At 41.5% G+C, this 12,423-nt stretch carries 20 protein-coding genes; 2 read left to right on the forward strand and 18 right to left on the reverse strand.

Annotated elements, in window-relative coordinates; all coding sequences use genetic code 11:
* Positions 1-222 precede the first annotated feature (222 nt).
* From EJA10_RS04210 to EJA10_RS04235, 6 genes are all read right to left on the reverse strand, one after another.
* Positions 223-663 (reverse strand): hypothetical protein, encoded by a 441-nt coding sequence (locus EJA10_RS04210; RefSeq protein ID WP_125478742.1) that lies wholly within the window; start codon positions 661-663, stop codon positions 223-225.
* A gap of 52 nt (positions 664-715) precedes the next feature.
* Entirely contained in the window at positions 716-1,030 is a 315-nt protein-coding gene (locus tag EJA10_RS04215) for a hypothetical protein (protein WP_125478743.1), read from the reverse strand.
* 83 nt (positions 1,031-1,113) lie between these two features.
* Complete coding sequence (locus EJA10_RS04220) at positions 1,114-1,482, reverse strand: DUF2500 domain-containing protein (RefSeq protein ID WP_125478744.1); 369 nt, start codon at positions 1,480-1,482, stop codon at positions 1,114-1,116.
* 102 nt (positions 1,483-1,584) lie between these two features.
* Positions 1,585-2,043, reverse strand: coding sequence for a GyrI-like domain-containing protein (locus EJA10_RS04225; protein ID WP_125478745.1), 459 nt, complete (start codon positions 2,041-2,043; stop codon positions 1,585-1,587).
* Positions 2,044-2,074: 31 nt separating this feature from the next.
* Positions 2,075-2,569 (reverse strand): GNAT family N-acetyltransferase, encoded by a 495-nt coding sequence (locus tag EJA10_RS04230; RefSeq protein ID WP_125478746.1) that lies wholly within the window; start codon positions 2,567-2,569, stop codon positions 2,075-2,077.
* A 12-nt stretch (positions 2,570-2,581) separates the two neighbouring features.
* Entirely contained in the window at positions 2,582-3,046 is a 465-nt protein-coding gene (locus EJA10_RS04235; RefSeq protein ID WP_211340526.1) for an 8-oxo-dGTP diphosphatase, read from the reverse strand.
* A gap of 203 nt (positions 3,047-3,249) precedes the next feature.
* On the opposite strand from EJA10_RS04235, the gene EJA10_RS04240 reads away from it, so the two are divergent.
* A complete protein-coding gene (locus EJA10_RS04240) occupies positions 3,250-3,726 on the forward strand; it encodes a hypothetical protein (RefSeq protein WP_425462063.1) in 477 nt (158 codons plus the stop codon).
* Between the two features lie 89 nt (positions 3,727-3,815).
* On the opposite strand, the gene EJA10_RS04245 is transcribed toward EJA10_RS04240, so the two are convergent.
* From EJA10_RS04245 to EJA10_RS04265, 5 genes are all read right to left on the reverse strand, one after another.
* Positions 3,816-4,052 (reverse strand): DUF3977 family protein, encoded by a 237-nt coding sequence (locus tag EJA10_RS04245; protein ID WP_125478748.1) that lies wholly within the window; start codon positions 4,050-4,052, stop codon positions 3,816-3,818.
* On the reverse strand, positions 4,039-4,452 hold the full coding sequence (locus tag EJA10_RS04250; protein ID WP_125478749.1) for a VOC family protein: 414 nt from the start codon (positions 4,450-4,452) through the stop codon (positions 4,039-4,041). The genes EJA10_RS04245 and EJA10_RS04250 overlap by 14 nt, the downstream gene beginning before the upstream one ends.
* A gap of 92 nt (positions 4,453-4,544) precedes the next feature.
* On the reverse strand, positions 4,545-5,111 hold the full coding sequence (locus EJA10_RS04255) for an MEDS domain-containing protein (RefSeq protein ID WP_125478750.1): 567 nt from the start codon (positions 5,109-5,111) through the stop codon (positions 4,545-4,547).
* 67 nt (positions 5,112-5,178) lie between these two features.
* Entirely contained in the window at positions 5,179-5,757 is a 579-nt protein-coding gene (locus EJA10_RS04260; RefSeq protein ID WP_125478751.1) for an NUDIX hydrolase, read from the reverse strand.
* 100 nt (positions 5,758-5,857) lie between these two features.
* Complete coding sequence (locus tag EJA10_RS04265) at positions 5,858-7,018, reverse strand: FAD-dependent monooxygenase (RefSeq protein WP_125478752.1); 1,161 nt, start codon at positions 7,016-7,018, stop codon at positions 5,858-5,860.
* Between the two features lie 111 nt (positions 7,019-7,129).
* Between EJA10_RS04265 and EJA10_RS04270 the strand changes: the two genes are divergently transcribed.
* The gene (locus EJA10_RS04270; protein WP_125478753.1) at positions 7,130-7,618 is read left to right on the forward strand and encodes an NUDIX domain-containing protein; all 489 of its coding nucleotides are present in this window, start codon (positions 7,130-7,132) and stop codon (positions 7,616-7,618) included.
* Positions 7,619-7,895: 277 nt separating this feature from the next.
* Here the strand turns inward: EJA10_RS04270 and EJA10_RS04275 are convergent, their stop codons facing one another.
* The 7 genes from EJA10_RS04275 to EJA10_RS04305 form a co-directional block, all read right to left on the reverse strand.
* A complete protein-coding gene (locus tag EJA10_RS04275; protein WP_125478754.1) occupies positions 7,896-8,378 on the reverse strand; it encodes an NUDIX hydrolase in 483 nt (160 codons plus the stop codon).
* Complete coding sequence (locus EJA10_RS04280; RefSeq protein WP_125478755.1) at positions 8,378-8,824, reverse strand: NUDIX hydrolase; 447 nt, start codon at positions 8,822-8,824, stop codon at positions 8,378-8,380. Before EJA10_RS04280 ends, EJA10_RS04275 begins: the two co-directional genes overlap by 1 nt.
* A 194-nt stretch (positions 8,825-9,018) precedes the next feature.
* Positions 9,019-9,555, reverse strand: coding sequence for a hypothetical protein (locus EJA10_RS04285; protein WP_125478756.1), 537 nt, complete (start codon positions 9,553-9,555; stop codon positions 9,019-9,021).
* A 28-nt stretch (positions 9,556-9,583) separates the two neighbouring features.
* Positions 9,584-10,243 carry a class I SAM-dependent methyltransferase gene (locus tag EJA10_RS04290; protein ID WP_125478757.1) on the reverse strand — a complete coding sequence of 220 codons (660 nt, stop codon included), beginning with the start codon at positions 10,241-10,243 and terminating at the stop codon, positions 9,584-9,586.
* A 178-nt stretch (positions 10,244-10,421) separates the two neighbouring features.
* A complete protein-coding gene (locus tag EJA10_RS04295; RefSeq protein ID WP_125478758.1) occupies positions 10,422-10,913 on the reverse strand; it encodes a CcdC family protein in 492 nt (163 codons plus the stop codon).
* Positions 10,914-11,022: 109 nt separating this feature from the next.
* Entirely contained in the window at positions 11,023-11,382 is a 360-nt protein-coding gene (locus EJA10_RS04300; protein ID WP_125478759.1) for a response regulator, read from the reverse strand.
* A gap of 162 nt (positions 11,383-11,544) precedes the next feature.
* Positions 11,545-12,252, reverse strand: coding sequence for a cytochrome c biogenesis CcdA family protein (locus EJA10_RS04305; protein ID WP_125478760.1), 708 nt, complete (start codon positions 12,250-12,252; stop codon positions 11,545-11,547).
* Between the last annotated feature and the right edge of the window lie 171 nt (positions 12,253-12,423).

Here is a 12,423-nt window from a genome sequence, read left to right on the forward strand (position 1 = left end):
TTAGTCCTCCATTTTTTAAAAAATAAAAAACCGCATAGATTGAAGTTAGTAAACTTAATCCATACGGTTCATGAAAAATAGCCTTCCTATTTGCGATTTTAAAATCGAATAGCAAGGCTGTTTAATGATGATGTAATTGTGAGAACGAATTGCTCATAACCTGAAAATCCATAATTATCCACTCCTGATTGCCATTAAATGTATCACACAACTCGAAGAATCTCAAGACCCTTTTCTTAAGAAGAATAAGTGCCACCTCACAAAAAGAAGAGCGCCAATATAGAACACAACGGAGTACCCAAGATGCCATCCTGTGTAATTTAAGAATTTCACACTGACCATCATTAATTCGAATAGAATGATGATAACCATCCAGAATGCGGAGTAAATAAGGAACGGCCGCAGCTGTTTTGGCATGAAGTTCAGGAAGATGATCCCAAAAGAAGCTCCAAGGGTTAATTCAATAATATGCACTGAGAGCTGGACCCCAGGTTCCCCTAATTCGTATAATTTTAGATACAAATCAAAAAGAACATCAGTACTTAAATTTACTAATGCTATCACGAACCAAGTGACATAGATTTCTTTCTTCGTCAGACGCTTTGGCATAAACCAGATAATAAGAAGGTTTATAACCAGAGCGAGGTACGGCGCCCAATACATACTGCTAACCACCTAATTTCTTCCCCTATTTTCTATGGTGCATTTTTGCGAATCATTTCCCTTTAATTTTTTCACGAAGGCTTTCCAACTCCTCGATCGACAATTCCCCGAGTGCATTCGTAATTTCTTCCTCTATCTTTTTCCTGTTCCTCTCGCGATATTGGTCCCACCATTCCCGCAAACCCTCTGTGTTTTCGAGTAAGTACTCAATATCAATGACCTCTACCTCGTCATCTGAGAGATACTCCAAAACAGCTGCTAACAAACGGTTCAGCCTTTCTACCTCATTTTCTTTATCAGGTGATTCTTTCTTCTCAACTTCCGTATCTTCCGTTCCTTCAGGAGCTGCTGCTGACTTCCGTGGCAAAGTCTCACCTACTTTTTTAACTTAGTATTGCCCCAAAATATGAAATTTGCCCATAAAAAAAAGAACTGCGGATACAGTTCTTCTTACTCTCCTAAACAAAAACGGGTGAAGCCCAAATAGCGGGTTCCCTGAAATTGCAATTCGCCATGATCGCCTTCAACGAGTTGTCCGTATTCCCGCCCATTGACTTGAAGCTCTAAACGATCCCCGCTGTCAAATTCAAAGGTAACATAATAGGAATTATGAGCGTGCGTCTCCCCTCCGCCGTGTATACTCGTTCGTTTTGTGACTACTCTCGCATTTGCATTTACCCTTGGAGCCTGATTGTTACTGCTCCACGTCCCAATTCCTTTAATAATGGAAAAAATAATCATACCGAATACAATTACGAATATCACAACCATAAAAATAGGACCTATCGTGAACATAAAATCCCCTGGCGCTTCGACCATACTGAACCTCCCTCTTCTCAATGCCTCTTTAAATCATTGAGCTCCCTTTAATTTATGTAATCATGATTACGTTTGAGATAGCAGAAAAGATTCAAACTATTCTTACTGTGCAACTGTATCCCAAAGCTCAACATCTAGATTTTCTGGATCGGACCATGACCGGAAAATTTCCATATGCCATTTATCCATTAATCTTTTATGCTTTTGTTCTTTCATCCACTTGTGCAGTTCCTCATAAGAATCCCTTATCTTGTGGTTTGCTCCTTTGTGTCTGCATACAGCGTACGTTTGTGCAGGTATGATTAGCTTGTCAAAACTGGCAGGGACCTCATCAAAATCTGAAACTTCAGCGCAAACCCAATACCCATCCTCCTCCTCAGAATGGGCATCTACAATAAATGCTCCATACTGAAACGAGGGATTGACCACATTTTTTATTTCACTAAGGCGATCGGCCAATCGAAGCGAAGCTTTAGGAATTTCTTCAATATATTGCTCTCCTGGACATAAGACCCGGAAACCCACTAACTTTACTTCTGGAAGCTGTTTTATTTCCGCCATTATAGTTAGAATCTCCTTTCGTCATTAAACTTTATCTTAAATCAATATGATAAATGAACATTTCTCCCTGGCTGCCCATAACCCTGTTGCCTTGATCAACAAAGCCAGCTTTTTTGTATAGATTTTGGGCGATCATATTGCCATGATTTACAGCTAAAATGATTTCATTTATTTTTTCAAAGTGCTGTTTCACAAAAGAAGGCAGTAATCTGATTGATTCAGTCCCAATTCCCTTCCCCTGAAACTCAGTATTAATGGAATAGGCTCTTAATAGGATAGCGTTTTTATTTTCACTGAATTCTTTTACTCCATCCCAGCCATGAAGTACAAAGAAACCAGCAAGCTGTTCTCCATATAAAATAAGGATTGGATGGCGATCTGGCTCCGTCTCACATTTTTCCAGTGCTGCTATCGGAAGCGCGGTGTACTTCATCTGTTCCTCTAGCAAACTGTAAGTGGATAACTTACTTTTATCATCAGACTCGTAAAAACGTAATGACACAGCTTCTCTTTCTGACACCGTCATGAGTCAGCACCCCTATGTTTCTTTAATTGAGACGTTTCCCTCTTTATTTTCTTCATTATTCCATGTAACCTGAATCTCGAAGCTCCCCTCTTCAAAAAATAGAGGGAACCTTCTTCTAATTGATTCCTGCATCGGAAGTTTACAGGCATCGTTAATTTTGACCCAAACTGCTTTTCCTTCGGGAGCATCCTGGATTAGTTCGCCATCAAAATCTGTTGTTATGTAATTGAAAATCATATAACGGTCATTCATAACGGGATTTATGTACTCATAAAGACCTTTATACTTTAAATTCCAAACATCCAGCCCGGTCTCCTCTTTAACCTCCCGGATTGCACTATCCGTAATGCTTTCCGGAAAGTTCACTTTCCCACCAGGCGGAATATATCCCTTAAAGTGATCGTGCTGTCGATCCAGAAGCAAAACCTCATCACCCTTTTGAATCATGCATAAAGTCCAAATTTTATAATTTATCATTCATATACCTCTATAATACTTTTTCAAGAACAATCTTAAGTTCACCACTTCGGTCGATGTATGTGTCGTAATATCAAAACCAATTTTCAAGTTAAGAACCAGCATGCTCCGCCACTTATTCATGGCTGCATTCCCCATTTCCTCTTTTTATGCATATACTTCTTATTAGGCTATGACCCTTATTTTACCAAGAAGGAGAGATTGTGTTGCAATATAGACAGAATTCACAGGGAGTTTTACCAATACCTTCGCGCTGGGGAATCGATGCTGATATTGCGGGCAGACCAATCGTAAGAGGTACCATTACCATCAATTCCATTACAGGCAATACCATAATCGGAACCGCTGATTTCCGTGGAACACCGATACCGATTCAGGGGACCTGGGATGAAAACAGTAATCAAATTATGTTCGATTCACCGTATGCTTCATTTACAGGCAGCTTAACCATCTATGATGATGCAGCCATCAGAGTCCGCCACTTGGTGTTGAGTGGGCGCTTTACCATGAAACCACCATCACTGCAGGCTGGAGAATCAGGGAACTGGATTGCCACAACTGATACCTTTCTGACAGGCCAGCCTGTTAACACCACTGCCATACCGCCTGCGGGTGTCTTTTTAACATCAGACTTGCTTTATAACAGCCAGCGCAGAACTTCACGCAGTATTTACTGGTGATAGGTGATAGGTGATAGGTGATAGTGAACGATAATCTTCAGGTTGAACGTGTCTGAAGATTATCCGTAACATGATTTCGGACAAACTGCTTACTTGCTGACGATGCCAATGATGAATTTCCATTTTCGCCTGCGTTTCTTCATTTTCTTGAAACCATCTTTGGTATCCATTATGAAAACCGTCTGACTCAGCCAAATTCTTATGTAAAAAGATTGAAAATCGATTGGTCCTTTGATTCCTTTTTCTTCATACTCCGCACCTTCTTCCAACTCGAATTCAGTACGAACTGGCCAAGTATTACCTATTCCAAACTCAATAAATTTCATTTCTACCCAAAACAACATCCTGTACCATATTTATCTTCTGATCCATTTCCTCAGCATCTAAATACTCAAAGAATCCAATTCGATTCCCCCACGGATCGGAGAACGTTGTCCATCTCACCGGAACTTCTTCTCTCGAAAATATTTCAAACTGTTCCATATTCAGTTCTTGGACCATCCTGGCTATCTCATCCTCAATGGACTGAACACCTAACCGAAGCGGCCCGCTCCCTTCAGTTGGCGTTCCTTCCGCTACCTGCAGCCAGCATCCCGGCAGAATTTCCCACTCAGCAAATCCAGCATGAGGCTGGAACTTCGGTTCGCACTGGAAGAGAGCCGTATACCACTTAAGACCCTCTGCAAAATCACCCACTCTTACCTGATACGTCATTTCGTAAATCATTATGAACACCCCTCTAATCCCATAATTCTAAACAACACCAATAAATTCCTGCCTAACGGTGAAAAGCTGCCGAAAAGGCAGCTTTTCAATAGTTATATTGAATGGCTTTCGAGGTATACATATTGATCGTCAGTCATCATGATTTCATGGCATCTCATTAGTATTTCTTTCATTTTTTCAGGAGTTCGTTTAGCATCATAGGCACAGACAGAAATTATCCCCTTCTCCCTCACAAACTGGTCAAACTCCTGTTCATATTTCTCGATGTTAGCCGTTATATTCTTTTCATCCGACCACTCTACAAGTCCCCAAGTACAAATAGGTACATTCGTATCCAATAACGGCTCAATATTTTTTTTGAAATAACTAAGAATCGTTTCGGCGTGGAAATCCCTATTTGAGTAGTAGAAATCGAAATTGTTCAATATGTGCAGCCTCTTCCATTGATCCTCGTTTAGCTGCTTGTTCAGCTGCTCCTGCAAAAGCAGTAAATTACGGTCATTCTCAACCAGCATGATGTGTGAACCACTGTTAATAACTGATACGATAAAAGTAAAAGCATTTTGAATGTATGACTCTTTATCGTTGAAATAGTAAAAAATATGTCCCTGCTTTTTCTTCTGTAAATCATATATTAGTTCTTCTAAGAAGTTTTCCATCTCTAACTCCCCTCCAAAAAGCACTTACACCATAACCGAATCAATTTTCTAACTTAATCCAGATTGATTAAATTCCCCCAGTAAAAAATTCCTCCATTAAGTCCGATTCTTTTTCCAAGAGCTCACCTAAAAATAACAACTGAGGAAAAGGTTCAAGCAGAAGTTCACCATTTAAATCATTTTTGAGAACGCCCCTGCCTCCTTGTTCCATGAAATTATTCAAAGTAAATTTATTTGAACATAGAAATCGTATGTCTTCAGGTGTCAGCAATAAAAGCCCGTTCGTTTCGTTTGATGGTACTGGCTCGGTATCTGCATATGCTAGATACATAGCTGTTGAAGAGGCTGGGTCACTTCCTTTTATAAGGATGGGAGCAATCTCTTCATTCACTAGTATTTTTACAGCAGGCTCATTCCAATTCCTTTTAAAATATGTGGTGGGTGAACTCACGATCCTTATGTCCATAGCGGCTTCTTCAAGGACTTCCCGAATAGCCGTTTCGGGGGCAGTTTCATCCTTCTCCCGGTGTCCCCCCAACCTGACAATCCCAAGCTTGTCCCCTTTTCTCGTCGGACCAACCTGGAAGGGGAAATATCCATTGAATAAAATATAAGCACCAGATGTACGAACATGTTTAGTATCCATTTGACGCCCTCCGCCTTTTAAAACTCATTCTACATAAATTGGATATTCTCCTTCTTTTCAAGGGTATAGATATCTGTTTGCCGATCACCAGTTTAGACCACTACACTTCATGACCTAAAATCCAGTCCAGTCTTTTCATTTTTATCTTGTCAGGCATTACCCGCATAAGTTGATTTCTTGCAGTGATGGCCAGCGGATTTTCCAGCTGCATAATCCTGGCCATCATCCTTGATCCCTTCACAATCTTGTTCACCCTATGGACTCTTAATTGTTCATATAGTGACATTGCAAAATCCAGATTGCCAGGAAACTGTTTAATACAGCGAGAAAGTACATAAGCATCTTCCATAGCCTGTGCCCCTCCCTGCCCCAAATTCGGCAGCATCGGATGAGCCGCATCACCGAGCAAAACAGCTCCTCCTTTATGCCAGCACTTGATTGGGGTTCGGTCAAGTATTTCATGAACGAGAATTTGGGAATCCTCTGTCGCCTGGATGACTCCTTCAATCGGCCCCCACCACCCCTTGAAATGCTTCAGAACAGATCTTTTTGGCTGTTCCGGCTTACTGAGGCTCCCCTTCGGAGAATTGATCGCTGCAAACCAAAACACCTTACCCTTCCCAAGATGTGAAAAGCCAAATCGTGTTCCCTTTCCCCACGCTTCAAACCCGCCGCCAAGTTCAACTGGAAATCGGTCATCCTCAAAAAGGGCAATTCCACGGAAGGCAGTAAATCCAGAATATACAAGCGGGGAACTTCCGGCTACATATTCCCTTACGCTCGAGTTGGCTCCATCCGCACCGATTACGAGCTTTGACTCCACTGACTCAACGTTTTCAAAAATGGCTGTGAGGCTTTCAGATTTCTGTTCCAGCTTTATAAACTTTTTGGCCAGCTTTATTTTTTCGGGTCCAGCTTGCTCAAATAAAATTCTCTGCAACTCAGGACGATAGATTAAATAACTGTATGTACCATATCGTTTCGCCTGTTCGTGTACCGGCATACTGCCAAGGAGTTTCCCGTCCCATGTCCTGATTTCTGCCTTTTTCACTGGTGCTCCCGCCTGGCGCACTTGCTCCGCGACACCGAGCTTTTCCAGCACCTTCATCGCATTCGCAGCAAGCACAATCCCTGCCCCCATCTCCTTCAGTTCAGCTGCTCGCTCATAAACCGTTACCTCATGGCCGATTTGTTGTAAAGCAATTGCTGCTGCAAGACCACCGATTCCAGCACCGATAATGATTGTGTCTGTATTCTCCATTTTTCTCTCCTTTCAAAGTAAATTATGGTAAACTATTCCAAGGGGAAGTGATATCGCATTAAGCAAAGACCTAGAGCATTTGCTGCCATTTTAAAAGACCAACAAATCCTGATGACCAAACATGTTTGCCCAGATAAAACTTTCTGGACACTCCCAGGTGGAGGCCTGGAAAAAGGGGAATCATTCGAAGAAGCAGTTGTAAGAGCAGTAAAAGAAGAAGTAGGATTAGATGTCGACGTCGTTGAACATCTATTTACCGGCCAATACCCTGGCGGCGAAGAACGATGCTTTTTAGTACGCTTGCTGAATGATCAAGAACCATCGCTCGGATTCGCCCCCGAACTCGGAAGCCATCAAACACTCACCGAAGTTGAAATGGCACCCGCTCGAACAAATGAAGGACGACCTGCATGTAACCCGGGTTTTAGAAGCTTTGAAAATAATAGTTTGAGCAGTTACAGAGAGATTCGAATACGCCAATTTGCTTTATTGGTGACCTATTTCTCTTCAGCCCACGATTTTAGGTCACCAATCGGCCTCATTGGTGACCTGTTTTTCTCCATCCAACGATTTTTGGGCAACCATCGGCTCTATTGGTGACCTTTTTTTTCTCCATTCAACGATTTTTGGGCACCCATCGGCTCTATTGGTGACCTGTTTTTCTCCATCCAACGATTTTTGGGCGCCAATCGGCCTCATTGGTGACCTGTTTTTCTCCATCTAACGATTTTTGGGCTCTCATCGGCTCTATTGGTGACCTGTTTTTCTTGTTTTCCTGTATCCCGGTAACCACTATACATTCTAAACATATTCTTAATCACTTCTATATCAAAAAATAGTCACTTATAGTAGTGATACGAAAGACATTACCTTTTCCTTATTTTTTGATGCTATATTTTCGTATTACCAGATGCTGCTGTGTCTCCGGCAATTCTGCCAGTGAGGTCCTGACAAACTCTGGATAGAGCTGGATATTTTCCAACTTGCTGATTGGCACCCATTGATATACAAGTCGGTCTCCTTCTTCACCGAAGAATTCTTCTGTTTTAAAGGCGAAGCTCCCACTCACAGGAGAAACCTTATAATACAATCCAATCTCATGATAATCTTTATTGTTATAACCGAAAAAATTCTCGGTGAACCAGAGCAGCCGATCTACCTTTATCTCTATTCCTAACTCTTCTTTCATTTCCCTCACAATACTCGTCTGGGAATCTTCCAGAATTTCGACTCTTCCGCCAGGCAGCGCCCAGTGTTGTTCATGTGCCTGTCTATGAATCAGAACGTGGTCGTCTACTATCATAATAGCGGCCACCCTGTAATTAAACACCGCTTTTTCCATGCGAAATGTCGCATCCATTATTTATCCCTCTCTTTTAAAATCAAATTTTTAATAATAGGATTAAGTCTATCAGGCAATTCCTGAACTGAGAAAAATCTTGCTTCAGTTGTTTCAACTCCATCTGCCCTAAGTTCTCCGCCTATTATCTCTTTTGTTATGTATGCGACGGTTACTGGGAAAAATTCATCCCCGTTCTTCAATTTTACATAATGCTGCTTACCCGAAAACACACCCACCAGATCCAGCTTACCGATTTCAAGTCCTGTTTCCTCCAAAACTTCCCGTCTGCCAGCTTCCTCAGTGGATTCACCTAACTCGATAAACCCACCAGGAACACCCCATTGGCCATCCATACGCTTCTGCAATAAAATGTCACCTTGTTCATTTATGACTGCTACTGCGACACCGACTAAAATTAAAGGCTGATTACCAACCACCTTGCGCAAATCCTCTATGTACCCCATAATATCCTCCTGAATTTTGCTAGAAGAACATAATTTCGACAACACTTCATGATATCCCTTTTTTTACTAGAAAAAGAGCGTCTCCATTAATAGAGACGCTCTCAATACGGATATACTTAGATCATCTGCGCTTATGGTGTCCTCAAAATGGTCATGACGGTCACTTATCTTGCCATTCCCGCTTTTCCTGTCCGTCATCTCCTGGATTTATTAATCAAATAGAATACAGCGGCAACTAATAGAAGCGACACTGGTAGCCAAATAAACATGTACCTAAAGCTAGAATCTTCAAATTCTTTTTCCAGATTCACTTCCTCTTTTGGAGCCATTCCTGCTCCCAGGTGGGTTAAGTCGTCCTGTGCGTTGCCTATTTCCTTTGTCCGGTCGCATATATTGGTCGTCAATTCACCTTTATAATCAATATAAGCATAAACCAGATATGACTCCCCTTCACTGAAATCAAGGGAACAACTGGACACCTCATCATAGAGTATGATCTGGGTCTTCGAATCTCCCTTCCATGTCTCCTCGATTTCGAACAAGATTTTCCGATAGTCATTCTCATTTTTTATACGAGTGATTTCCCCTGAAAAAACTGCGTCGGATCTTTTAAGTTCTTCCTCGACGCTCGGCGGCCATTCGCATTTACAAGCATGACTGATGGTGGGAAAAGAGGTAACGCATATAAAAAGAAACAGAATCAACGTGAAAAATCCTTTTTTATTGCTCAACTGTTACCTCCTCCTTTATAAACACTATCTATTTCTGTGTAAGCTCTATTACTCCACCGCAATGTGAAATCGCTTCATATTTACAGTAACAGATTCCGCTCAACATTGATTCAAGCTCTTCGAACACAAAATAAAACTCATCATGATCCCAAAATTCCAGGCTATTAGTCCTGCAAGCCTCCAGTTCCTGTCTCGTACGAAAAGCGATGTCGCCTATCAGGATTTCCCCATCTTCAGCAAGCAACGGCAGCAGTTCCTTGATAAACTCAACTTTTGCTTCATCGGTTAAGTGGTGCAAAGCATACGTACTGATGATGAAGTCGTATCCCGCAATTTTCAATTCTTCTGGAAGTCCGTCCGCAATTTTCAATTCTTCTGGAAGTCCGTCAGCAATATCGCCTTCCACCAGATTTGCCATCGGCATTTTCTCCCTGGCCAGCTCGATCATTCTAGTGGAGAAATCTACACCATTTATCAAATGGCCGTTTTCATAGAGTTTCGAGGTTAATACACCTGTCCCGAACCCAATATCCAGCACCCTTGCTGCATCTCTTTCCATCACTTTATTAAAAATAGTATTGAGAATCAATCGGTACCCCGCAAAGGGATATTGGTTATTCTCCTCACTGATTTGGACTGTTTTGTCATAACCATCTGCCCATAAATCAAAGCCTTGTTTGTTTAACATACTTACCCCCTGTTTTCCACAATCCATTTTGCTTTTCACCTTGTAGGTTAATAGCTTAGCTAAACGTCCCCCATCACAGCCCCACTACAACTCATCATACCATTCAACAAATCACATTAATATCCATTTTTACCAATAAAAGAAAACCCCCTCACCAGACTGGCTAGGGGGTTTGCACTTAATTCATATTTGGATTAACGGTGTCTCCATGTAATTCTTTTTTCAGCTTATTGAACTGCATATACATGGCGATCCTCCATGGGACGATCATGCCAAATGCAAGAATCCAGAACATTCCGCTTAGCTCGCCGAAATCAATTGTACTGCTTAGCACAAGTTTGGCAACGACTCGTACAGCCAACAGACCAAACAGGATGAAGACAAATGCTTTCGACCTTTTCAAATAGATGTCCTCGCCGCGGATTTCGAATTTGGAGGTTTTAATCAGAAGGATGGAAAACAGGATTCCTACGATCAATGCCTCAATGATTTGTAAAAAATGTACTCGAAACATTGGGAAAAGGAACATGAGCGCACCTGTGCTCATGAAGATAGGCGGTAAAATGATTTTCTTGGCGGATGCTGGTTTCTTGGCGGCTTTCATTCGCATGATTGTCACAAAAATCGCCATGCCGACTGCTCCAACAGTTGATGCCAGAACATAGTTCATTTCTTTTTCATCCCTTATTTTAGATTTCCACTACCATTATAATTAAAACGAGCCATTTAAGATAGACTTAAATGGCGTTTTTCATCTTGGTTTATAGCTTCTGTAAATTTTATCTCAACACTCTTGATACGGAATCGACTACTTGCGAGTCATCAAAAGGTTTGACAATGAAGTCCTTTGCGCCCGCTTCTATTGCGTCCACGACCATCTTCTGCTGGCCCATAGCCGAGCACATGATGATTTTTGCATCCTTGAAATCCTTTTTGATTTCCTTTACGGCATCCAGACCGCTCATTTCTGGCATTGTGATGTCCATTGTCACTAAATCGGGTTTCAATTCGCGATACAGCTCGACTGCCTCACGTCCGTTTTCAGCTTCCCCTACGATTTCGTGATTCGCTTTCTTCAGAATATTGGTTAAGGTGATCCTCATAAATTTTGCGTCGTCCACTATCAAAATTCTGGCCATCGCTGTATCCTCCCCGACAATCACAAACAAGTATAAATTTGTTAATTTTTCCCCTATATTACAATATAACTATATTTCTATTATATTTTCAATGTTAAGACACCGACAAAATTCTCATTTCTTAAAATAATCCTCGTATATGACTTTGTATCCTTATAAGCTTTAAAATCCTGTAAAGTCTCCGAAGAAAATGGATAAAATGGAAATCAGCTTGGTCATCCAGTCAAAGAACAGCATGATTCCGACGACAATCATGATATAGCCGCCTGCCTTGACAATTTTGACATTATGCTTGCGAATCCACTGCATTCTCCCGATAAAGAAAGAAAGGATGAAGAACGGGATGGCAAAGCCCAGTGTATAGGCGATCATATACAGCATTCCTGATCCTGGATTGGAGCTTGCCAGAAGGATAACGGATGCGAGGATCGGCCCAGTACATGGTGTCCAGCCGGCTGCGAAGGCCATTCCGATTAAAGACGACCCAAAGTATCCGGATGGACGGTTTTTAAACTCAATTTTCCTGTCTTTCATCAGGAATTCAGGCTTGAAGAAACCGATGACCACCAATCCGAATGCTACGATGAAAATGGCTCCGAGCTGACGGATTAAGTCCTGGTACTGGATAAAAAATTGGCCGACGAATGATGTGCCAAAGCCAATCGCAATGAAAATGACCGAAAAGCCGAGCAAGAAGAAAAGGGTGTGCAACAGGCTCCTTCGTTGCAGCATGGCATTCTCACTCTTCAACTCCCCGACGGACATCCCTGTAATATAGGAAAGGAATGCCGGGTAGAGCGGCAGGCAGCATGGTGAGATAAAGCTGAGGAACCCCGCTCCTAACGCTAGAAAAATATTTACATCTGTCATGATTCCCACTCCAGTTCGTATTCGATAGTCCCATTCTAACAAACCTGATCTCTTTATTTAATATATAAGCTGTGAACAATTTATTAATTCTGTAGAAATGATGTTTAAGTTATAAAATACAGGGTAATATACTTTGGTGTATTATTTTTACAGGAAAATTTTTTACAAATG

The sequence above is a fragment of the Mesobacillus subterraneus genome, assembly GCF_003937825.1.
In the GTDB taxonomy this organism is placed as follows: Bacteria; Bacillota; Bacilli; order Bacillales; family Cytobacillaceae; genus Mesobacillus; species Mesobacillus subterraneus.